11 protein-coding genes are annotated in these 23,239 nt (G+C 58.3%); all 11 read left to right on the top strand.

What is annotated here, in order from left to right:
- The first annotated feature begins 36 nt into the window (after positions 1–36).
- The 11 genes from bglB (at position 37) to NST26_RS28340 (ending at position 23,129) form a co-directional block, all read left to right on the top strand.
- Positions 37–1,101, top strand: a complete 1,065-nt coding sequence (bglB, locus tag NST26_RS28390; RefSeq protein ID WP_340980389.1) for a beta-galactosidase BglB — start codon at positions 37–39, stop codon at positions 1,099–1,101.
- On the top strand, positions 1,094–2,146 hold the full coding sequence (locus NST26_RS28385; protein WP_340980388.1) for an SGNH/GDSL hydrolase family protein: 1,053 nt from the start codon (positions 1,094–1,096) through the stop codon (positions 2,144–2,146). Before bglB ends, NST26_RS28385 begins: the two co-directional genes overlap by 8 nt.
- A 171-nt stretch (positions 2,147–2,317) precedes the next feature.
- Positions 2,318–3,289, top strand: coding sequence for an ABC transporter permease (locus NST26_RS28380; protein WP_340980386.1), 972 nt, complete (start codon positions 2,318–2,320; stop codon positions 3,287–3,289).
- Positions 3,290–3,302: 13 nt separating this feature from the next.
- Positions 3,303–4,178, top strand: coding sequence for a carbohydrate ABC transporter permease (locus NST26_RS28375; protein WP_209991818.1), 876 nt, complete (start codon positions 3,303–3,305; stop codon positions 4,176–4,178).
- A gap of 57 nt (positions 4,179–4,235) precedes the next feature.
- Positions 4,236–5,894, top strand: coding sequence for an extracellular solute-binding protein (locus tag NST26_RS28370; RefSeq protein WP_340980383.1), 1,659 nt, complete (start codon positions 4,236–4,238; stop codon positions 5,892–5,894).
- Positions 5,895–5,924: 30 nt separating this feature from the next.
- The gene (locus tag NST26_RS28365; RefSeq protein WP_340980381.1) at positions 5,925–7,700 is read left to right on the top strand and encodes a hypothetical protein; all 1,776 of its coding nucleotides are present in this window, start codon (positions 5,925–5,927) and stop codon (positions 7,698–7,700) included.
- A gap of 412 nt (positions 7,701–8,112) precedes the next feature.
- Positions 8,113–12,189: an Ig-like domain-containing protein gene (locus NST26_RS28360; protein WP_340980379.1), complete on the top strand. Its 4,077-nt coding sequence runs from the start codon at positions 8,113–8,115 to the stop codon at positions 12,187–12,189.
- An 82-nt stretch (positions 12,190–12,271) separates the two neighbouring features.
- Positions 12,272–14,554 carry a helix-turn-helix domain-containing protein gene (locus NST26_RS28355; protein ID WP_339251355.1) on the top strand — a complete coding sequence of 761 codons (2,283 nt, stop codon included), beginning with the start codon at positions 12,272–12,274 and terminating at the stop codon, positions 14,552–14,554.
- Positions 14,555–15,559: 1,005 nt separating this feature from the next.
- Positions 15,560–16,225, top strand: a complete 666-nt coding sequence (locus NST26_RS28350; RefSeq protein ID WP_339311623.1) for a hypothetical protein — start codon at positions 15,560–15,562, stop codon at positions 16,223–16,225.
- A 2-nt stretch (positions 16,226–16,227) separates the two neighbouring features.
- A complete protein-coding gene (locus NST26_RS28345) occupies positions 16,228–20,637 on the top strand; it encodes a glycoside hydrolase family 2 protein (RefSeq protein ID WP_339311622.1) in 4,410 nt (1,469 codons plus the stop codon).
- Positions 20,634–23,129 (top strand): GH36-type glycosyl hydrolase domain-containing protein, encoded by a 2,496-nt coding sequence (locus tag NST26_RS28340; protein ID WP_339311621.1) that lies wholly within the window; start codon positions 20,634–20,636, stop codon positions 23,127–23,129. The genes NST26_RS28345 and NST26_RS28340 overlap by 4 nt, the downstream gene beginning before the upstream one ends.
- The last annotated feature ends 110 nt before the right edge of the window (positions 23,130–23,239 follow it).

Genomic DNA, 23,239 nt, shown 5'->3' with positions numbered 1-23,239 from the left:
CGGTTCAGAGCAGGACATTGCAGAAGGAGGAGCATTATGGAAGCAGTATCACGGACAGTACTCGAAGGCCATATCGCCCGCGTCATTGAGCGGATGAAGGATATGAGAGGCTCCATTCAGGAAACCGCACCCATCGGCATCATCTCTATGGACAATTGGGAGTGGCCCCAGGGGGTTGGATTATTTGCCTTATACAGATATTACCGGGAAACCGGGGAGCAGGAGATTCTACACTACCTGACGGGCTGGTTCGACAGCAAGCTTGACGGAGGCATTCCGGCGAAAAATGTTAATACGATGTGTCCGATGCTTACCCTTAGCTATCTGGCAGAGGAGACCGGGCGCGCGGATTATATGCAGCTGTGCCGGGAATGGCTGGAGTATGCGCTGCATGAGATGCCGCGCACAGAGGAAGGCGGTCTTCAGCATGAAGTGACCGGCAGTCCGAATACCGGGCAGCTCTGGGACGACACGCTGTATATGACGGTGTTGTTTGTGGCCCGGATGGGGATCGTGCTGAAGGAGGAGGCGTGTATACAGGAGAGCATCCGCCAGTTTCTCGTCCACCTGAAGTATCTGACCGATCCCGTGACCGGCTTGTTCTTCCACGGCTGGACCTTCGAGGGCGGCCATCACTTTGCCCGGGCCCTGTGGGCACGCGGCAATTCCTGGTATACCGCCGGGCTCGTGGATTATCTGGAGATGGTGGAGCTGCCGTCAGGGGTGAGCAGCTTCCTGCTGTCCTCCCTTGCGCGGCAGGTACGCAAGCTGACGGAGCTGCAAGCTCCGTCAGGCGCATGGCATACGCTGCTGGACGACAGCAGCTCGTATCTGGAGACCTCGGCCACCGCCGCTTTTGCTTACGGGATGCTGAAGGCGGTGCGGCAAGGACTGCTGCCTGAGGATTGCCGCAAGCCTGCAATGGCGGCACTGCATTATGTGCTGGGCCAGATCGATGAAGAAGGGGTGGTGCAGGGCGTCTCCTACGGCACGGGGATGGGCGCTACGCTTGACGACTACCGGGAGATTCCGGTCTGCCCGATGCCCTACGGGCAATCCATGGCCCTGCTGCTGCTGGTGGAGGCGATGAAGCATGTATAATCCCGCCAGCACCCATTCTGCCAGCATCAATTCCGCCACCAAGGGGCTGCCGGGGCTGGACCGGATTGCCTTCCATAACGTGGCCGAGCTGGAGCCGGCAGCGGGCTACGGCGTGCACCTCCGCCGCATTCCCCGCAGCGTCAGGGAGCATCTGAACGAGCGGGGCCGGTTCATCGCCGGGGAAGCGGGCGGCTGTGAGCTCAGATTCGTCACACCGGCTCCGAATATCCGTATTACGCTGACCTTGCCGGAGACGGGTGGCAGCGTATCGGTATACAAGGGCGGGTTGTTCCACTCCAGGCATGAGCTTCAGGCCGGGACGATCCGCACCCTCCAGTTAAGCGAGCCGCCGCGGCTGGCGATGGCGGAGCGTGAGCTGCTGATGGAAGCGGGCTTCGCGCCGGAGGTATGGCGGATCTGCTTCGGACGCTATGCCTGTGTGGTCTGCGGCATCGAGACCTTCGGCCATCCGCTCCGCCCGCCGGTGGAAGGGGAGATTCCCCGCAAGCGCTGGATGGCTTACGGCTCGTCCATCACCTATGGAGAGAACGGCAGCCTGCCATATGTTGCCCACGCGGCAAGAAGGCTGGCTGCCGATGTACTCAATCTCGGCATGAGCGGCTCCTGCCACTGTGAGCGGGAGATGAGCAACTATCTTGCGGCGCAGGAGGACTGGTCATTCATGACGCTGGAGCTGGGCGTGAATATGCGTGACCACCTGTCGGCGGATGAATTCCGTGAGCGGAGCGGCTACCTGCTTGACCAGCTGGTGAGCAGACATCCCGGGAAGCCGGTTGCGGTAATCACGATGTATCCCAACTTTGCGATGTTCCCCGGCAGCGGAATAGCGGAGAAGGATCTTCAGTTCAACGACATTCTGCGCACTCATGTGCAGCGTCTGTCCCATCCCAAGCTGAGCCTGATCGAGGGGAGCCGGGTGCTGGATGACCTGGCCGGGCTGTCCTGCGACCTGATTCATCCGGGGGATGAAGGACATCTACGGATGGGCGAGAATCTGGCCCGGGAGCTGGCTGGAATCCTGTAACCCCAGGCGGTATAAGGGTCCGCGCCAATTAACAGAAAAACTGAATATTGCCCTAACCCGCTGAAGCGGCTATGGTGAGGACATGAAATCGGCCATTTCAGCTCCATCGCAAGACTTAATCACGCACGAGCAGGATCACGCACAACATGCAAGCGAAAGGAGGCACCGAAAATGAAAGCGAATACAAGCAGTAAAGCGGTGCTGCGGCTGGACACTTCACGGCAGAGCGGAAGCAGCCGTAAGCGCTTCTGGCAGACCCGGCGGTTCAAGAACAATGTTCCCCTGTGGGTCATGTTCGTTCCGGTTATCGCATTTTATATGATTTTCAAATACACCCCCATGCTGGGGCTGGTTATCGCCTTCAAGAACTATACCTTCTATGAAGGGGTATGGGGCAGCCAGTGGGTCGGCATGGACAATTTCACCAATCTATTCACCCAGGCACAGTCGGTGCAGATTATCCGCAATACGCTTGTGCTCAGTATATTATCCGTGCTGGTCAGCTTTCCGTTCCCGATAGCCCTGGCGATTATGCTGAATGAAGTCAGGAACAAGTGGTTCAAAAAATCAGTCCAGACCCTCGTCTACCTGCCGTACTTTTTCTCCTGGGTCATTGTCGGCGGGCTGGTAGTAACGATCTTTGCCCAGACCGGGGTAGCCAATGCGGTAGTTGAGAAGCTGACCGGCCAGGCTTTTCCCTTCCTGTTCAAGGAGTGGTCCTGGGTCTCGATCTTCCTCGGCTCGGGAATCTGGAAGGATGCGGGCTTCAATGCAATTATCTATCTGGCTGCGCTGACCTCCATCGACCCCAGTCTCTATGAGGCGGCGAGTATGGACGGAGCAGGCAAATGGAAGCAGATCCGCCATATCACGCTGCCCGGGATCAGTCCGACCATCGTCATTATGCTGATTCTGGCCATGGGACGGGTGATGGAGGTGGGCTTCGACCATGTCTACGTGCTGCAGAATTCGATTGTATCGGGGATCTCCGAGGTCATCAGCACCTACATCTACGCGATTGGACTGCAAGGCGGACAGTTCAGCCTGACGGCTGCTCTGGGGATGTTCGATTCCCTGGTTGCGCTGACTCTGGTGCTGATCTCCAACGCCATTGCCCGGCGCTTCAATAAAGGCTTGTGGTAACAGGAGGGACACTATGCAAAGTACAAACGGTGAAAAAGTATTCTATAGCTTCAATTATCTGCTCCTGACCCTGGCAGGCATTCTGTGTCTGCTGCCGCTGCTCCATCTGGCTTCTCTGTCACTCAGCGGCAAGGATGCGGTGCTGTCCGGTTTTGTCACCCTGTGGCCGGTGGATTTCACGCTAAGCTCATATACGATGCTCTTTGAAGGAACGCCGGTGGTGCGCGCCTTCGGCAACAGCCTGCTGATTACCCTGGTCGGTGTGGCGGCCAGTATGCTGTTCACCATTTTCGCCGCGTATCCTCTGTCCCGCCGTGATTTCTACGGAAGACGCACGCTGACGCTGGCGATTGTGTTCACGATGCTGTTCACCGGCGGACTGATCCCGACCTATCTCGTGGTCAGCAGTCTCGGTCTGGTCGATTCCTATGCAGCCCTGTGGCTGCCGGCTCTGGTCAGCACGTATAATATGATGATTATGCGTTCCTTCTTTGAGAACATCCCGGAGGAGCTGGTGGAAGCGGCGAGAATTGACGGCTCCGGCGAATGGCGGCTGCTGGCGGGCATTATTCTGCCGTTGTCCCTGCCTGTGCTGGCGACAATCGGTCTCTTTTACGGCGTGTATTACTGGAACTCCTTCTTCAACGTCATGATCTACATGAACAGCCCGGAGAAAATCAATCTGACCGTACTGATCCAGCAGATGGTGAAGAGCCAGGCCGTCCTGCAGGAGCTGAATACGATGAACTCGCAGGAGGTGGTCAACATTACACCGGAAGGCATCAAGGCTGCGGGGATTATGGTCATGGTTATTCCGATGCTGATTGTCTATCCGCTGCTGCAGCGTTATTTTGTCAAAGGCGTAACCATCGGGGCCATCAAGGGCTGACCGCTGCTGCGCCATACTGCAAGTACCAGAATGCCATTATAGGAGGGTCATAATCATATGTACAATTCACCCCGGCTTAGAAAAACAACCGCTGCCGGTGCAGCATCCCTGCTGCTCGCAATCGCGGTAACAGGCTGCGGCGGCGGCAATGCCGCCACGCAGGGCACAGACAAGGGAGAGGGCTCCGGGAAGCGCGGGGCCATCACCGTCTCCCTGTATGACCGCGGCTCCGTACCCGCAGAAGAGGGGACAATGAGCGACAACCGCTGGACGAAATGGGTCAACGAGAACGGGCCAGTGAATGTCAAATACGTTACGGTGCCGCGCTTCGAATCCCTGCAAAAGTTCAACGTGCTGTTCGCCTCGAAATCCGCCCCCGATCTGATCTTTGAATTTGATACCGCTTACCAGGGGCAGCTCTATAACCAGAAGCAGCTTCTGCCGCTGGATGACCTGATTGAGAAAAGCAGTACAGAATATAAGGCAATGCTGGAGAAGTATCCGGCGCTGCGCAAGGCAGGCACCATGGCAGACGGCAAGCTGTATACGGTGGGGCGTCCGATCCAGTTCGGCCCGCAGCATTATCTGTTTATCCGCAACGACTGGCTGAAGAAGCTGAATCTGCAGGTGCCCACCACACCGGAGGAGCTGCTGAAGGTCGCGAAGGCCTTCACAGAGCAGGACCCGGACGGCAACGGCAAAGCGGATACGTATGGAACCGGGCTCAGCTTCGTGGCCGGTATTATTTTGAACAACATGTTCGGCACCGGGTTCACGCTGTTCGGCGAAGACCAGTACCCATGGGTACTGGAGAATGACCAGGTGGTGCATGACTGGGATCGAATTAAGGCAGCAGTTTCTTTCCAGAAGGCGCTGTATGCGGCCGGGGTGGTGGATAAGGACTTCGTGACCGATAAGAACGGCGAGAAGCAGAAGCAGGACTGGATCTCCGGCAAGCTGGGCATTTACGGCGGTAACGGGGCCGATGTCAGCACCTATGAGACACTTAAGAAGAACTCCCCGGAGGCCGAGGTGATTCCGATTGCCCTGCCAACGACGGAATTCGGCCAGTTCAGCCCGACGCTGACCTCACCGATCCAGATGACCGGTATGGTGAATGCAGCGGCCAAGGACCCTGAGTCCGTCATGAAAATGATTGATTTCATGGTGACAGAGACCTATACCACCACGATCCAGAACGGGATCGAAGGGGTCCATTACAAGAAAACCGCCGATGGCCGTGCCGAGGTGATCGACCCGGAGAAGAACAAGAAGGAGCTGGAGTATAACCGCGATATGGGAATGCTCACCCCGCTTATTGGCAAGAATTACGGGCTGAAGAACAAGGTGAACCCTACACCGGCGGAGCAGGATTTTATCGCAATCTATGAAATGGCCGAGAAGCTGTATTTGAACCCTGACCGTCCGATTGTCGGCATTACGCAGAAGGCCTTCCTGCCGCTGCTGCCTCAGGAGCTGACCCAGATCAACACCAATGCGAATAAAACGATTCTCGACCGGGCCATGCAGGCCATCGTGAATTCCGATCCGGCTTCGGTGGACCAGTTCATTGCGGAGGCCAAGGGCATCTGGGAGAAGGCGGGCGGACCCAAGGTCGATGAGTTCTACGCAGCCTGGTATCAGGACAATAAAGCGGATGCCATCATGCTGAAGGATATTTATGAGATGGGCAAGCAGCTGGATGCGGCTGAATAAATGGAGTCACAGCTTAGGGGGCGAGCAGAGTTGAACAATGGGGTTAGAGCCATTTTGGAGCAGAGCTGGGCGGCGGCCACGGAGAATATTGTGGTGGAAGAAGGGCTGGTGCGCTATAACTGGCCCGGACATACCCGGCAGGTCTCACAGCTGGCGTATTGCCATGAGGCCCGGTTCTCGGCCGGATTTTATGCTTACGGCACCTTGCTGGGAGAGCTGGATGAAGCGGCAGGGCTGGAGATGCTCGAAGCGATTGCCGCGCTGCAATTCACTGACCCGGAGCACCCGGATTACGGAGGCTTCCTCTGGTACCGGGAGGAAAGCGTGATCCAGGATTCCAATGCGGCCTTCTTCATCCTCATGCCGCTGGTGGCGGTGCGCTTCAGCAGTCCCGGCGTCTTCCCGGCCAGCCATCTGGAGATTATGCAGCGCATGTTCCGGCATGCGGCTGCCTGGTTCTCCAAGGAATGCCGGACACCGGAGCTGTTCTACCCGAACAAGACGATGAGTGACGGGGCAATGCTGCTGGCGGTGGCCCACTTCCTCGGAGAACCTGAGTATCTCCAGACGGCAACTGCCTATTTCAAGCGGTGGGAGGAATATACGGTCCGCCGGGGCTGGGGCTGGGGAGAGAATATCAGCCTTGTCTATCAAGGGGTGATGATGAACGCGCTGAGAATTGCCGGTTCTGTGCTGAAGGAGCATGACCGTGAGCTGGCCGGGCGGCTGTCTGTGCAGATGGATGCTCTGAAGGGGCTGCTCCTCTTCCATGACGGAGAGGAATTCGTTCCCTCGATCCGCAGTTATAACTTCCGGGGAGAGACTTGGCGGCAGAGCCTGCTGTGGACGATTGCCGGTGTGACCGGGGTCAGCGCTCTGGCGGAGCAGACCTTTTCCCTTAACGATATGGCGGGGTTCCTGCTGTTTGCGGCAGATTTGCAGCCCCGGGAGAACGCCCCGGCTGCGCTGCCGGTCCCGCGGATTCGTGAGGAGCGGATCTTCGATGCCTCGCGTTCCTATACCTGGATCGGGCAGCATACCCGGCTGGGCAGCATCAACCGTTTCCCGGTGATGCCGGGCAGCTACCAGCATCCGTCCTGGGGGCTGGGCTGGCAGAGCTTCCCGGTCAGCTTCAGCGTGCGGGATCAGCAGGTGTCCTATCTGCGCTGGTATGTGGATGATTCCACAGCCGTGCGGACGCATCCGGCGGAGGAGTACCGCAGCGCCTATCTGATGCCCGCATTGTTCGCCGAGCCGCTGTACCCGGAGGTGGAGACGCGCTCCGCCCAGCAGGGGAATGCGCTGGTGGTGGTCCGCTCGATGACCCGGGTGCATAACCGGGCAGCGGAGATTGCCGATGAATGGCTGATCCACCGCTATGACGGCGAGGTGGAAGCTGTAGTGAATACTGCCGGGGACAGGGAATGGCTGGTGATGCGTTACCCGGGCTGCGCGGTAGCGGTCACGGCGCTCAGCGGCCTGGACTCCAAGGCGGAAGCTCACGCCGTACTGCCTGTTACGGTGGTGCGGGAGGAAGGACGGATCAGGCTCCGCCAGATTCTCTACTCCGGCAGCAGCACGATGCTGGCACTGCCCCGCCTGGAAGCGGGCTGGGCGGTGGTATGTCTGGACGAAGCAGCGGAGTCAGCGGATATCCAGAGGTTGCTCGATACGGTGACGATTGAGGATACGGTGAGGGATGACCGGGAGGTGCCGCGCGAGCCGTGGGCCTCTATACGCAGCATTGTGCTGACTGCGGGCGACCAGCCCCCGGTTCAGCTCACCGTTGATCCATACGCCCCTTAACCACGCGGTTCAAGCGGCAAGGTTTGCCGTGCCCCGATTGAGATGCAAGCGGAAACGGGGGCGGGAGCACCATACTTAATTGCACTTTGTACAAGTAAATCGCCCAATGTACCGCCGAATATACGTTTAGCTGTATTTCGTACAACTAAAATCCCCCTATACCCCGCTTCTCACCCATTTGGGTGAATTTAGTTGTACAGACTGCAGTTAGAAGACGAAATCCTGCCTGTTCACCGTTTTTAAATGTACAAAGTACAACTATCGCTGAATGTTCGCGTCGAACGCAACTCCATAGAGGCCGCATTTAATTACTTCCGTATCTATGGGCTGCATCTATGGAATGAATTCACTGCTTAACTTCGGATGCTCTACCGGAACACTATACTTGCTTCCCTACGGAAAGGTGGCTATTATGAGAAAATCAAGTCGGAAACCGTTCTTTGTATACGCTATCATTTTGGTTCTGCTGATGGGTCTGCTTCCGGCAGACCTTGGTTCTGTGGCCCGGGCAGACAGTGATTACAGGCTGGAAGAGACCTTTGAGACGTATAGCATCGGTGCGAAGCCGGCCGGATGGACGATCAAGACACCTCCCCAGGGAGTGAGTGTGGGGGTGCAGGCGTGGGAGGGGTATCCCGGCAAGCTGCTGGAGCTCCAGCAGACCAGCAAGCTCGCCAGCAGCTACAGCATCAGCAGATCCGTTACAGATGTGACGTACAGAAGCATGTTCAGCTATTCGTTCAGAGCCGAGCAGACTGGAGCCGTGATCTACCTGCCCACCCCGCAGAGCGGTTCCGTGCCGCTGGTGAAGTTCGCCATTAACAACGGGGCATTCAGCTATATGAAAAAAGGGGCCGGCTCCTGGACCTCCGTACTGCCGGTATCGGCAGGCGTATGGCATGAGGTGCGCCTGTCGCTTGACGGCGGCGGCCACACCTTCGATCTGTCTATTGACGGCAACCGTCTGCTGACGAAGGAGCCGATGGCCGAGGGAGGGGCTTTAACCTCCTTTTATATGGGGTTCTATAAAGACAGCATAGGCAAGATCGGCTTTGACGATTTTATTGTAAGCGGATACAAACAGGCGCTCAGTGCGGCCTTTTCCCAGCAAAGCTACAGTCTGCGAAGAGGCGATAAGCTGTCCTTACCTCTCCAGTTCACACCTGCAGATGCTACCGATCAGACGGCTGTCTGGTCTGCCGGCAACGGGGAGATCGCCACAGTGGATGGCAACGGCCTGGTCACAGGCATCCGTCAGGGAACCACCGTGGTGACGGCCCAGCCGAATGAGGGGCTTCCGGCTGTCACTGCGACAGTTGCCGTCTACGAAGCTCCGGTCACGGAGATCGTGCTGGCTCCGCTGGCGCGGGCCGTTCCCGTGGGCTCACGGGTGCTGCTCCAGGCAGCGGTAACGCCCGAAGATAATACAGACACAGGCATCCGGTGGGGAACGGAGGACGAGAGCATTGCCGTCATTGACCGCTACGGGGAATTGACGGGCGTCAGCGCCGGAACGACAACCGTGTTCGTCACGGATGAGACCGGAAGCGTCCGCGCCGAGACGGGTGTCACCATCACCGGAAGAACGACTGGTCAGGAGCTGTATGTCGCTCCTGGCGGGAACGACAGTAATAACGGCACGGAAGCGGCGCCCTTCCAGACGATTACCCGGGCGCAGGAGGCTGTTCGCCTGCTGAATGACGATATGGACGCGGATATCGTAGTGAATCTGAGGGGAGGTACCTATACGCTCACGGAGCCGCTGGCGTTTACACCTGAGGATTCCGGGACGAACGGGTATTTTGTTACTTACCGCAGTTACCCCGGGGAGCAGGCAGCCATCAGCGGCGGACGGCCCGTCACGGACTGGGGAGTCTTTGACAGTGTCAAGGGAATCTACAGAGCTAACGTAGGGACCAGCCTTCAGACCCGGCAGTTATTCGTCGATGGCATCCGCGCGGTCCGGGCCCGCAGTACGGCAGGACTGGTTAATCCGGTCAAGACGGCCACCGGCTATACATCCGATAACCCGGAGCTGGCCGGATGGGGTAACACCGATGATCTGGAGCTTGTATACAATGAGCTGTGGACGAATTCCCGAATTAAAGTAGCGTCTATCGCTTCTTCAGGCAGCCAAGCGCAGATTGTGCTCCAGGAGCCGGGCCGCAGCGCGGTCTTTAACCGCGGATTAACCTCAGCTACGGTTCCGGTCTATTACGAGAATGCTTTTGAGCTGCTGGATGAGCCTGGCGAATGGTACTATAACCGCCAGGAAGGGATGCTGTATTACAAACCGCGTGCCTGGGAGGATCTCTCCACCGCAGAGGTGGTGGTTCCGGTACTGGAACAGCTCGCCACAATCTACGGCGAATCGGCTGATGAACCGGTGCGTAACCTGAATTTTGCAGGCCTGAAATTTATGTATACCACCTGGAACCGGCCCAGCACGGCTGCGGGACACTCCGATTCCCAGAACAACCATCTGCGTTATCCGTCCATCCCCGATGAGCTGACCGAGGCGGCGGTGATGCTGGAGCTGGCGAATACAGTGAATTTCCGCAGCAACGAGTTCACCAAGCTGGGGATTACAGCGGTACGGATGCAGAATGGCGTTCAGAACAGCCTGATCGAGGGCAACCGCTTCTATGATATTTCCGGCAGCGCACTGAACGTGGGCCAGCCGAATTCGGCAGACCGCAATATCTATCATCCGGCAGACCCCCGGCTGCTGATGAAGAATAATGATGTGCTGAACAATGTGATTCATGATATCGGCATCGATTATAAATCAGCGTCCGCCGTATCGGCAGGGTATCCGGTGGACATGGATATCAGCCATAATGAGATGTACAATCTGCCTTATAGCGGAACCCATATCGGCTACGGCTGGGATAAGCTGTTCGATGCTGCCACCCGGAACGTCAAGATTCAGAATAATCTGATCTATGACCTCATGGGCATGGGCTTGCGTGACGGAGGCGCCATTTACAGTCTTGGCCCGACAGGAGCCACAGCCGAAGGTAAAAACCTGGTCAGCGGCAACTACATCCGCAACCAGATGGACGGCAATGCCGTTCTCTACACGGATGAAGGGTCTGCCTATTGGAGCTTCGAGCATAACGTCATTGATCTGAAGGACGCTCCGCTCTGGCATTCTCCGCTCCGCTGGGCGATGGCGTATGTGCCGACCATCCATGATGTGGATTTCGTGAACAACTATACGACAACAGACGGATACACCAACAACGGGCGCAATGTGCTGTTCCAGAATAATCTGGTCCAGCCGGATGCCGCCTGGCCGCAGGCGGCCCTGTCCATTATCGAGCAGGCGGGGCTTCAGCCGGAATACGCCTCTGGCGCAGAAGGGCAGGTCAGCCGCTGGAGGCTTGCTCCGCTTAAGCTGGCCGCCGGTGCAAGCGGGCAGGTATCCCTCCAGGCGCTGGACGGCAAAGACCGGCCGCTGGGTACAGCGTCGAGCACCTTCTTCTATAGCATTCTCGATCCGGCAGTGGCCTCGGTTAGCAGCGGGGGTGAGGTCACCGGACTGAGCCAGGGACAGACGAAGCTTGTAGTGAGCATCCTGAACGGCTCGATGCTGCGCACCCTCAGTGCGGATGTGTTCGTGGGAGACACCCTGTCCACGGTTCTTCTGGAGGGGCACGACGGCCATGTTGCTTACATCCGTGAAGGCGCAGACCTGCAATTGCAGCCTTATGGCGAGACGCTGTTCGGCAACCGTGAGGAGCTGGATGCGGTCACCTATACCAGCAGCGATCCTTCCATCGTCAGCGTCAGCGGGAACGGCCTGTTAACGGCCCATCAGACCGGCTCGGCCACCCTGACCCTCTCTACGGAGTATTTGGGCACTGTGACGCAGGGGCAATATGAGGTTAAGGTATGGAATGAGGAGAGTGCCTACGATCATACCCTGCAAGGCGAGGTGCAGGACTCAGGCGGCTGGTATGTAGCGGCAACGGCCAACGGGCTGAAGGAGAGCGGGACGGACACGCTGACCCTGCGGGCACCCGGCGGCCATATCATCTACCAGAACCGCAAATATCAGAATGAGCTGCTGGATTTCACTATGACAATCAATGACAGCCCTGCCTCCTCCAGCTGGTATGCCCTGATGCTGAATAATCAGAGCAAGGAGCTGAGCTACAGCACCGGCAGCATGTATCTGGTGGTCGTTGGAGCCTCGGGCATTGAGCTGCACCGCTTCAACAGCGGGGTGCGGACCGTGATCTATGGCGCAATCGAGGGCCTGCCCAGCCTGGGCGGACCGGCGATTCCTAATTCGTTCCTGCCCTTCGGGGAGCGCAAACGGGTTCAGCTCGGTGCTTTTCAAGAATCCGGGGGTGTGCGCCTGATCCTGAAGGTTAACGGGGTGCAGGTATTCAATTATCTGGACACCGCCGCCGGGGCCATTGGGGAAGCCGGGTACTTCGGGCTGGTCTCCCGCAATGCGAGCACGGAGCTGGGATACTGACAGCATAAGCTTATGAACCCGGGTGCGCAGCCCATATCATTAATAAGATAGCCAACATCTGGACTTACAGGGGATGACACCGATGCATAAGAAATGGCTGTACCGACTGATTCTTTCCTATCTGCCGATCCTGTTTGCTGTGGTGTTCTGCCTGATTATTCTGTTCTTCGTGACTTTAAATGAAGCGATGGAGAGGCAGACCGCGAAGGCCAACGGCGTATATGCAGAGAATGTGCTGCAGATTGTAGATACTACCCTGCGCAATCTGGAGACCATGACGATCAAAAGCCTGCTGATGGATGATCAGGTGGGCAGTTATTTTGACCGTCCGGGGAAGCTTGATCCTTACCGCGATTACGGGGTAACGGAGGTGCTGCTGGATTTCATGTCGCCGCTGCCGATGATTGAGTCGGTCTATTTATACCGTGCGGCTGACGGCAAGGTGCTGATGCAGCATTTCTCCTCGCGTCTGCCGGACTTCGGGGACCGCAGCTTCATAGAGTCTTCCATGAAGAATACCGGCAGTCCGGTCTGGAGCGGAATTCGTGAGCTGCAGCTGTTCTCCGGCGAGGATCAGCGGAAATCAGTCATTTCGCTGGTGGAGCAGGTGCCGTATTTCTCCGGTGAGCAGGGGCTGATTGTCATTAACGTGCGGAAGCAGTCGCTGCAGGCGCTGATTCAGGAGATGAACATGGCGAATACGGAGATTTGCCTGAAGGATGCGGCGGGACGCGCTTTTGCCGGGGGAGAGGCCTGCTCCGGGCCGCAGGTTCATAGTCAGGCAGTCAGCCGCAAATCCTCCTATACCGGCTGGACGATCCAGGTAGGCATGGAGCGTGCCAAGGCCTTCTCTCTGTTGTCTGCCTTCTCCAATGTCTGGGCGGTCCTGGGGTTCGCCGCGATCATCGGCGGTATCGCCGCCATGACGTATATCAGCCACCGGAATTACCGTCCGATTGAGCAGGTCATGAGCCGGATCTACTCCTTCGGGGAGGACCGTGCCTTCGGCTGGAAGCCGCAGAGCAAGGAAGGCGACGAATTCGCCTTCATCGGCCATGCGCTGGAGAGCCTGATCGAGCAGACCAACAGCTATGAGCAGCAGCAGGCCGAGGGGATTCTGCACAGGCGGAATCAGTTATTCAAGGAGCTGCTGGAGAACAGCGGCCAGATGTCGGCGGATAACTGGAGCCGGGAAGCGAAACGGATCGGGATGGACGGTGAATTCGCTGGTGCGGTGGTGGGCATTGCCGAGATTGATTTCTATGAGGCTTTTGCTGCAGATTACTCGGCCCGGGATCAGGCATTGTTCAAATTCACGCTGCGCAGTGTGATTCAGGAGATTGCCGAGAAGGAAGGGGGTTCCCTGTGGACCGAGTGGATCGGACCGGGCCGTCTGGGACTGCTGTTCCGCCGCTCTGCGGATGAGGAGACAGCGGACATCGCAGAGAAGACGCTACTCATTGCCGAGTCTGCCCGGTCCTGGGTGAAGCAGCATCTCAAGTTCACGGCTACCTTCGGCCTCAGCGGACCCGCCGCCGGTCTCAGCGGCTTATCCGTCGCGTACCGCCAGGCCCTGGGGGCGCTGGAGCGCAAAATCACCGCCGGTCCAGGCCGCGTCTATGCGGCGCCAGCCGAAAAGCCGCTGCCTCCGGCAGAAGGCATGGATGTGCTGGTTCAGGCCATCGGCGCTGTTCCCCAGCTCTACCGGCTGGGGAATGCGGAGTGGAAGCCGCTGATTGAGCGGATCTTTGCACTGCTGGCAGGCGGCAACTACTCCAAGGAGGATATCGTCCGGCTGCTGAGGCTGCTGGAGACGGGGCTGTCCCGGGAGATGCAGGAGCTGCCGCCGGAGATGAAGGGGATCTGGAACAACGGGCGGCTGCGGGGAATTCCGCATTCGCCGGAATCTTTTGAATGGATTGAGGAGCTGCATGGAGAACTGGTCTCTTCGCTGGAGGAGATGGAGGAGGCGCTGCGCAGCCTGCGGATGAACCGTGAGCAGTATACGCTTGCCAATAAGGTGCGCGAATACATCGCCTGTAATTACGCTGATCCCGACTTCTCCCTGACCCATGTTGCCGACAGCTTCGCCATGAACACCAAGACGGTAAGCCGGATCTTCAAGGAGGAGATCGGCGAGAACTTCGTCGATTATCTGGCCCGCCTGCGTATGGAGGAGGCCAAGCGCCTGCTGACCGGAACCTCCGATCCGGTGCAGCGCATCGCGGAGCGCGTGGGGTATCTGTACCCCATGTCCTTCATCCGCGTCTTCAAGAAGCTCGAAGGCATCACACCCGGCGAATACCGCAAAGCCCAGGGCAGTCCCCTGCATGGTGGTGATAGTGAGGGTGATGGGGAGAGTTAGGCTCATGTGGCCATGTGATGTGAGCGGGGCGCACAGCGATTAGCCGGTTATAGTTGGCGAAGCTACGGGGGTATAGGTGTGTAACAAGACGGCCGGGGTTTCCGGCCGTCTTGTTCGTCTGCTTGCTGCTGAGTCGCTGCCATTCTGGAAAATAACATCGGCGCACGAATGAAGTGCATAAACACACCACATTTTCGCAAATTCACCGTTGGCGCATGTATGCTGATTTCCGCATACATTGGGTCCATGTGCCTGCGTGCGAGCTGAATGTATGCTGATTTCCGCATACATTGGTTCACGTGTCTGCGTGCGAGCTGAATGTATGCTGATTTCCGCATACATTGGTTCACGTGTCTGCGTGCGAGCTAAATGTATGCTGTTTTCCGCATACATTTGGTCCATGTGCCTGCGTGCGAGCTGAATGTATGCTGTTTTCCGCATACATTTGGTCCACGTGCCTGCGTGCGAGCTGAATGTATGCTGATTTCCGCATACATTGGTTCACGTGTCTGCGTGCGAGCTGAATGTATGCTGTTTTCCGCATACATTGGTTCACGTGCCTGCGTGCGAGCTGAATGTATGCTGTTTTCCGCATACATTGGTTCATGTGCCTGCGTGCGAGCTCAATGATGAAGGGTATAAATACACTACATTTCCGTAAATCTACCGTTGGCGCACGGATGAAGGGATAAATACACCGTATTTACTGGAATAGCACTGTTGGCGCAAGAGTCAAGTGTATATGTCCCCCCCAGTGCCGGCGTTGGCAGGCCTCGATCAGCATCTTATTTTCTCCCGGAACAAGATTCTCCTTTATTCTGAAACATCGGCGGGTGGTCTGCACAGCGCTGACAGTAAGCCCGGATTCGGTTGCCGCATCATGTGCACGTATAGCTGCATTTTTGCATGTCGTTATTATGCTAAAGAAGGGCATGATCGTCAAGGAATCGGCCCGCCGGATACGTTACTCTAGAAGGGTAGATGACATAAGGCTGGAGGGACACGATGCAGCGTTGTTTATATAGAGCCGAGTGCAGGGAGGCTACTAATCCATCAGCGTTCTGGGAGGCACAGACCGGGCTGCTGAATGAATGCATGGACAGGCTGGGCCTGGGACGGCTTAGTATTTTTCAGGATGGCAAGGAGCTGTTTCTGTACTATGAGTGCACCCGCCGGGAGGTGGAGCCGGATCAGCTGTTTCAGGGGACTGCAGAGATTCTCAAGGAATGGCCGGGAGGGGAGCAGCCCCGGTTGTGGGTGCCTATGATGGATATTTTCCATTATCAGCAGCCGGTCTCCGCAGAGCATTGGAAGCGCAGTCATGCGGCGGGAATCCCCTACGGAAGAGTGGCGGCGCTGAAGCCGGAGCAGGTCGCAAGCTATGTGTATCACCATTATCAGTATCAGGAGGAGCATCCGGGGGACGGCGACAAATATGGGATTATCGGGCTGCATGAGAACCTGCTGTTTTTTTATTCTGAGCTGCCTGCAACGGTGGAGCCTGCCCCGTACGCCGGGAAGCTTACCACGAATCTCCGGCCGGAGAACTGGGGTGAGGTGATGGACCCGCATTTCAGGAAATGGAGTGAGATGCAGCCGGATCAGGCCATTTGGAAAAAGCTTACGCTCGTCCTAACCATCCCCCGCCCCTATGCGGAAAAAGGAGAATGATTATGCTACGTACATCCATATGTCTCAATGGTGAGTGGGATTTCATGCCGCTCTATGACCAGCCGCGCAGCCGCGCGCTTCCGGAGAGACTGCAATACGAGGCCCGCAAAATACAGGTTCCCTCAAGCTGGCGCTACAGCTATACTGCGCCTTCGGGCAGCAAATTCGGCGAAGTCGCCGACCATAATTTTCAGCCTTTCGATGTGTACAGCTACCCGGAGGAATGGAATGCAGCCGAAGCCGGGGTGCTTCACCGCAGCTTTCAGGTGCCGGAGACAATGCTGGAGCAGCGGGTCGTACTTCGGTTCGATGGTATTATGCAAAAAGCGGCAATCTATCTGGACCGCGAGCGGATTGCGCTCTGGGAGGACGGCTTCCTGCCCTTGCGGCTGGATATCACCGGGCTAGTGAAGCCCGGCCGGGAGCAGCAGCTGCACGTGGTCTGCGGCAGCTTCGACACGGCCGTGCTTCCCTCCGGGGAGACCAAAATCACCGGACTCTCCGGCTCCTGGTTCGGCAGAATCGCCCGGGGCATCTGGCAGGATGTCTTCCTGGAGGCCTGTCCGCCGGTATCGCTGGAGGATCTTACGATCCGCACCTCTGTCCGGCAGGGAAGGCTGGAAGTGGATGCCCTGATAAGCGGCACAGAAGACGGTCCCTTGTCCGAAGGACTGCGGGTGCTTTTGCAGGTCAGGGAGCGAACGTCCGGCGTTCCGGCCGCACGGACAGAGCCGCCCCATCTGTCGCAGAAGCTGGCGGCCGCCCGTCCGCTGCCCATACTTGAAGCGGAAGCCGCAGTAGCGCTTCGCCCTGCGGAAGCTGCGGCCGGACGGCAGTTATGCAGAAATACCGGCAGCCGGGAGTGGGGAGGAGCGGCATTCAGCCTGCCCTGGCAGGAGGCCATGCTGTGGAGTCCGGATTCCCCTGTCCTGTATGAGCTGGAGCTAGTGCTTCAATCGGGCGATGTCGTTCTGGACCGCCGGAGCGAGACCTTCGGCTTCCGGGAGTTCTGGTGCGAAGGGCCGCAGTTTATGCTGAACGGGATTCCCGTTAATCTGCGGGGGGACTCTTGGCATTTTCAGGGTGCGGCCCAGCAGACAGAGGACTATATCCGTAACTGGTACCGGATGTGCCGGCAGGCGGGCATTAACAGCATCCGGCTCCACGCACAGCCGTATCCGTCCGACTATCTGCGGATTGCCGATGAGGAGGGGATGCTGATTGTCGATGAGACGGCTATCTACGGCTCCAGCAAAAGCATGGATGCCGCCCATCCCGATTTCATCGGCAATTGCCGCGCGCATGTGCAGCGGCTGGTGCAGCGGGACAAGAATCACCCTTCGGTCATCCTATGGAGTGTGCAGAACGAGATGCGTTGGGTGGATGGACGCGATGAATACAAGCAGCATATCCCCGGCCTGATTGAGCTGATGAAGGCGCTGGATGATACCCGTCCGGTCATGGTAGAAGGAGATAACCGCCTGGTCTCCAGGCAGCAGACCGAGGTGGAGAGCCGCCATTACAATATTGACGGCACGATCGCGCAGTGGGATCGGCAGGTTCCGCTCACCTTCGGCGAGCATGGCGGCTGGTGGTACATCTGTCCGCAGAACAGCAGCATGTACTCGGGAATGGATGTATATAAGGAATCGGACGCGAGTGCTGCCGGTCTGGCCCATAAGGAGCGGCTGTTCGTGGAATATGCACGGCGGCAGGGCGTCTCAGGCATCTCTACCTTTAACTTTGTCCATTACTTCATGCGGGCGATGCCGGAGCAGGAGCTGAAGCTGCCGCAGGCTGATCTGACCACACCCGGCCCCAAGCCTGCTGTGATTCCTGCCTACTCGCTTTCGCTGAATAACGGGCTGCTGCCGGAGGCGTATCCGGTTTACAGGCCTAATCCGGCTTTTGCCATTATGGCCGCGGCCTTCAAGCCGGTAACGCTGATTGCCGCCGAATACAACCGCTGCTTCTTCGATGATGCGCCGGTCTCCCGCAGCTTCGATGTCTATAACGATACACTGTCCACGCAGGAAGTAACGGTGGAATGTGAAGTCATGCAGGGCGGGCGCAGCGTACACAGCGAGACCTTCCGCTTCCGTCATGAGCCTGCTCAGCGCCGGAGCATCCGGCTGGAGTGGATGCCGGAGGCAGTCCATGGCGAAGGAGCTGGGGTAGCAGTAGGAGATAAGGTAGCAGCAGGAGATGGGACATCAGTACAAGATGGGGCAGGAGTAGGAAAAGGGGCAAAAGGAGGAGAGGGGGCCGGAGTAGGAGCACCACTAGGTGAAGGAGAAGCCACTCTGTCTGCCCGGCTGTTCCATGGCAGCGAGCTGATGCATGAGCTTGAGGTAAGCTACCGCTTGCTGTCCGGGAGCTGCCGGACCGAGCCGGTAGAGATTGCCCTGTCCGCAGCATACATCGGCTCTGACCGGGACTTCCAGGCGATTCACGCGCTGGTGCCCGCTCTGGTCCGGGCAGAGCCGGAAGCGGTAGATAAGCTTGCGGCTGGAAGCCTGCTGATTGTCGGCAGCAAAATGGCGGATAAGGATGGGTCGCTTGACCGGAGGCTGAGAGGATTCGTGCAGCGGGGCGGCCGGCTGCTGCTGCTGGAGCAGCTTCATCTCTCTTGCGGCAGACTGCCGCTCACCCGCCGGGAATTCATCCGCGCACATAGTGGGGATTACGGGCATCCGGTGCTCCGGGGATTAGGCGCGGAGGATCTGATGTACTGGCATGAGGAGCTGCGCGAGGACGGGCCGCTGCCGATCATCCGGGCGGCGTTCGAGAAGCCGGTGACCGGCGACTTCACCCTGCTGCTGGAATGCAGTGCAGGAGACTTCGGAGACGGCGGCGATCTGTGGTCGCCGCTGCTCGAATACCGCAGCGGAGTGGGCATGTTCCTGGCGAATCAACTGGAGATCATGGATCATCTCCAGCAGGTTCCCCAGGCACAGCTGCTGCTGCGCAGCCTGCTGCAGTATGCGGGCCGCGCAGTCCACGCGGCCGCTGGTCCGGCGGCTGTTGCGCTGCGGTCCGCCGCGCCGGAGACCGCAGCAGCCGATCTTGCCACCGCCGCCAGGTCCGTCGTAGAGGAGCAATGCGCCACCGTTCCATCTTGCACCGATCTTACCGCAGCCGTAACTGCTCCAGCCCCGGCTGCGGTGCAGCCCGCAGCAGCCGATCCAGCCGCGGCACAATCCGCTGCGGTCTGGGTCCGCAGCGACAGTCCGGCGGCAGCCTTGCTCGGCAAGCTCCGCCTGAAGGGCCACAGGCTGGACAGCGCCGCAGGCTTGTCCGGCCTGACCCCCGGCCTCCTCGTCGTGGAGGCCGCACTGCTAGGCGCACCGGGCGCGGCGGAAGCCGTCCGCCAGGCAGCCCTGGCCGGCGGCAGCGTGCTGGTGCTGCCGGCAGAACCCGGCGGGCAGGAGGCACTCGCCCGCCTGCTGGACGCTCCCGTGCGCATCGCGCCGCACGGGACGTATCATCTGGCGGCGGACTATGCGCACGCCGCCATGCAAGGCATCAGCCCCGTCGACCTGTTCGGCTTCGACAAGGTGCATCTCTCGCCCCGGGATGTCGTCAACCGGGAGCTGGCCGGGTACAGGCTGGAGGTGCCAGATGCGGAGGTGCTGTGCACCAGCGTCGAAGGCACAGCCTGGAAGGACTATTTCGCCGGGCAGCATACGGCGGAATACAGCAGGCTGGCGCTGGTCGAGCTGAACCGCAGGAAGGCGGCTGCCCCGGGAGCTTTTGTGATCCGGCAGGCTGCCGGAGCGGGAGAGATCCTCTGCTCGCAGCTGCTCGCCGACCCGGATAGCGACAAGAGTCTCAGGCTCTACACGCGCCTGCTCGGCAATCTCGGAGCAACTTTCGCCGATGAGCTGCTGCTGCATGACAAGGGAGATGCGCAGTGGGCGGTGGAGGCCGCAATGACACTGTTCTGTCCGCCGCATACCGACTACGAGGCGATGAAGGACTACTATACAGACCCCGAATTCTCCCTGAACAATTTGGGGGAAGGCCTATACGGCTGGATGAAGAAAAAAGAACGGCGCCCGGACGGAACCTTCCTCATCCCCGCACCGGAGGGCCGGTCCCTGTTCCTGAGCTGCTTCGTGCACCTGCCGGAGACGGCGGATGCAGCCTCAGACAGCGTGAGCAGTGACGGCATAAGAACCGGCAGACTCCGGGTGAACTCGGCCTGTGCTTTTGAGATCTATATGAATGGCAGGCTGGTGGCAGATCCTGAACAGGAGATTACGCTGGCCAGCGGGATCAACCGTCTGATCGCCATCGTGCGGGGAGCGCAGGAGGATATCGCCTTCGGCATGGTTTTCCTGAATACAGACGGCACATATATGAATGATCTGGAGTTCCGCCTGACAATGGATGAGGTGGAGCCCAAGTGAGCAGAACCAATGGAGAGGAGCAGACCGATATGAACGCCAATGAACCGGTACCATCCGCATCAACTACATCATCCGTACCACCCACATCACTCACTCCACCCGCAGGCCCTCCCGGCCGCGATACAGAGCTGGACCAGTATTTTGCCTTCAACGATGACGCGAGGGAGGTGGAGTTCAAGCGGCATGACATGCCGACCCCTTGGCTGAACTATCTATCCAACGGGACCTTCCATACCATGCTGTCCCATGCGGGCGGCGGACTTTCATTCTATAAGTCTCCGCAGATCTGGCGGATTACCCGCTACCGTTTCTTCCATCTGCCCACCGATCGCTCCGGCCCGTATATTTACTTGCAGGATGCCGGAACAGGCAGCTACTGGTGTCCCACGTATGAGCCGGCCTTCCGGAAGCCGCAGGAGTGGCGGAGCAGCCATGGCATGGGCTATACCCGGTTTGAAGCGCAGGCGGATGAGCTGGCGGCGAAGACGGTTTATTTTGTCGGGCCCTATGAGAATTCCCTGATCTGGAATCTGACGCTGACGAACAATAGCAGCAAGGTCAAGGAGCTGAATGTGTATGCTTACGCCGAGTTTGGGATGATGGAATTCATGCGCGAGCTGCAATGGCAATGCTATAACAAGCATCAGGTGTCGGTGCAGTATCATGAGAAGGAAGCGCTGATCTACAAATACGGGGTGGAAAATCAGCCCAAGCCGGACGAAACTCCGCTCGTCTATATGATGTCCGATGCACCGCTCGCCGGGTATGACGGAGACCGTGAAGAATTCATCGGCAGCTACCGCAGTGAATCCAATCCGGCCGCTATTGAGCAGGGGGGCTGCACCGGCTCGGCCATTCTGGGAGGCGACCCCTGCGGTGCACTCCAGGTCCGGGTAAAGCTTGCGCCCGGCGAGACCCGCACCGTGAACTTTTTCCTCGGAACAGCGATGAACGAGGCTGAGATTGAACGGGCCATCGACCATTCGCGGGAGGCGGATTTCGTCACCCGTTCCTACGCGGCGCTTCAGGAGAACTGGGAGCATTACCTCGGGGCATGGAATTGTGAACTGCCGGATCAGGATGCGCAGCGTATGCTTAACACCTGGAATCCGTACCAGTCGCAACGGAATTTCCTTTTCTCGCGCAATATTTCGTACTATGCCACCGGTACCTTCCGGGGCGTAGGTTACCGGGATACCGCACAGGATATTCTGGCAGTCGTACCATACGATCCCGAGGCCGCCAAAGATAAAGTCCGCCTGCTCCTCGGGCAGCAGTATCAGGACGGGCATGTGAATCATTACTTTTTCCCGAATGAGGGTTGGGACCCGGTGACCAGCATCCATTCGGATGATCACCTGTGGACGGCGCTGGCCGTTTGGGACATTCTTGCCGAGACCGGAGACGCGGCATTCCTTCAGGAAAATATTCCGTTCTATGATGGCGGTGAAGCGCCGCTCTATGAACATTTGAAGCGGGCGATTGATTTTACCGTCTCCAGGCTGGGACCGAACGGCTTTCCGCTGATGCTGCGCTCGGACTGGAATGACCAGCTTTTCCGCGTATGCCGTGAGGGCAGGGGGGAGAGCATCTGGACAGCAATGCAGTTCGGGACGGTGCTGCTGCGTATGAAGGATCTGGCGGCGGCTTCCGGTTACCCGGAGCATGCGGCGTACTATGACCGGCTCTATGGGGAGCAGAAGTCGCTCGTGAACACGCTGGGCTGGGACGGGAAGTGGTTCCGGCGGGCGGTGATGGATGACGGGCGGTATCTGGGTACCGCCGAGCATGAGGAGGCCCAGATCTGGCTCAATGCCCAGACCTGGGCGACCCTGTCCGGGATGGCCGAGCCTGACAAGGGGCTGAAGGCGATGGACAGTGTGCGCGACATTCTCGATACAGAGCTGGGCATTAAAAAACTGCACCCGTCCATCACCACCTTCCCCGATCCCGCCGATCCGCTAACCAACTATAACAAAGGAACCGGAGAGAACGGGGCCGTCTTCTGCCACGCCAATACCTGGGCGATTATTGCGGAGTGCATGCTGGGCAGAGGGGATCAGGCGTACAAATATTACCGCCAGCTGATCCCGAACATCGCCATGGAGCAAGCCGGAATCTGGCGCTACAAGGCAGAACCGTATGTCTATGCCTCGAACCTGTTCGGGCCGGAGTCCGACCGCTTCGGTCTGGCGAATGTATCCTGGCTGACCGGGACGGCTGCGTGGATGTATGTAGCTGCTACACAGTACATTATGGGCATCAAGCCGGTGCTGGCCGGACTGTCCATTAACCCGTGCATCCCGTCTGCCTGGGAGGGCTTCTCGGTCACCCGGCGGTTCCGTGGCTGCGAGTATGAGATTACCGTGAAGAACAACAGCCATGTCTGCTCAGGCGTCCAAGAAATCCGGGTGGACGGCGAACGGCTCGAAGGAACAGTCATCCCCGCATATCCGCACAAACAATCAGTGAAAGTGGAGGTCATATTATAACGATAGGCTTTCTGTATAGACAGAGTGTCTAAGTTAGATTCAGAGTATATAAGCAGTGTATAAAAAGTGTCCCGCTAACGGCTTTAGCAGCGCCCCGGCGGGACTTTTTG

It is taken from the genome of Paenibacillus sp. FSL R7-0128 (assembly GCF_038002245.1).
Taxonomy (GTDB): domain Bacteria; phylum Bacillota; class Bacilli; order Paenibacillales; family Paenibacillaceae; genus Paenibacillus_AQ; species Paenibacillus_AQ silagei.
The sequence above is the reverse complement of the archived record's forward strand: the minus strand, read 5'-3'. Positions and strand labels throughout refer to the sequence as shown.

Bases quoted from the DNA above. Each gene is read 5' to 3' on its own strand.
- bglB (WP_340980389.1), top strand. From the start codon at position 37: ATGGAAGCAGTATCACGGACAGTACTCGAAGGCCATATCGCCCGCGTC.
- NST26_RS28385 (WP_340980388.1), top strand. From the start codon at position 1,094: ATGTATAATCCCGCCAGCACCCATTCTGCCAGCATCAATTCCGCCACC.
- NST26_RS28380 (WP_340980386.1), top strand. From the start codon at position 2,318: ATGAAAGCGAATACAAGCAGTAAAGCGGTGCTGCGGCTGGACACTTCA.
- NST26_RS28375 (WP_209991818.1), top strand. From the start codon at position 3,303: ATGCAAAGTACAAACGGTGAAAAAGTATTCTATAGCTTCAATTATCTG.
- NST26_RS28370 (WP_340980383.1), top strand. From the start codon at position 4,236: ATGTACAATTCACCCCGGCTTAGAAAAACAACCGCTGCCGGTGCAGCA.
- NST26_RS28360 (WP_340980379.1), top strand. From the start codon at position 8,113: ATGAGAAAATCAAGTCGGAAACCGTTCTTTGTATACGCTATCATTTTG.
- NST26_RS28355 (WP_339251355.1), top strand. From the start codon at position 12,272: ATGCATAAGAAATGGCTGTACCGACTGATTCTTTCCTATCTGCCGATC.
- NST26_RS28350 (WP_339311623.1), top strand. From the start codon at position 15,560: ATGCAGCGTTGTTTATATAGAGCCGAGTGCAGGGAGGCTACTAATCCA.
- NST26_RS28345 (WP_339311622.1), top strand. From the start codon at position 16,228: ATGCTACGTACATCCATATGTCTCAATGGTGAGTGGGATTTCATGCCG.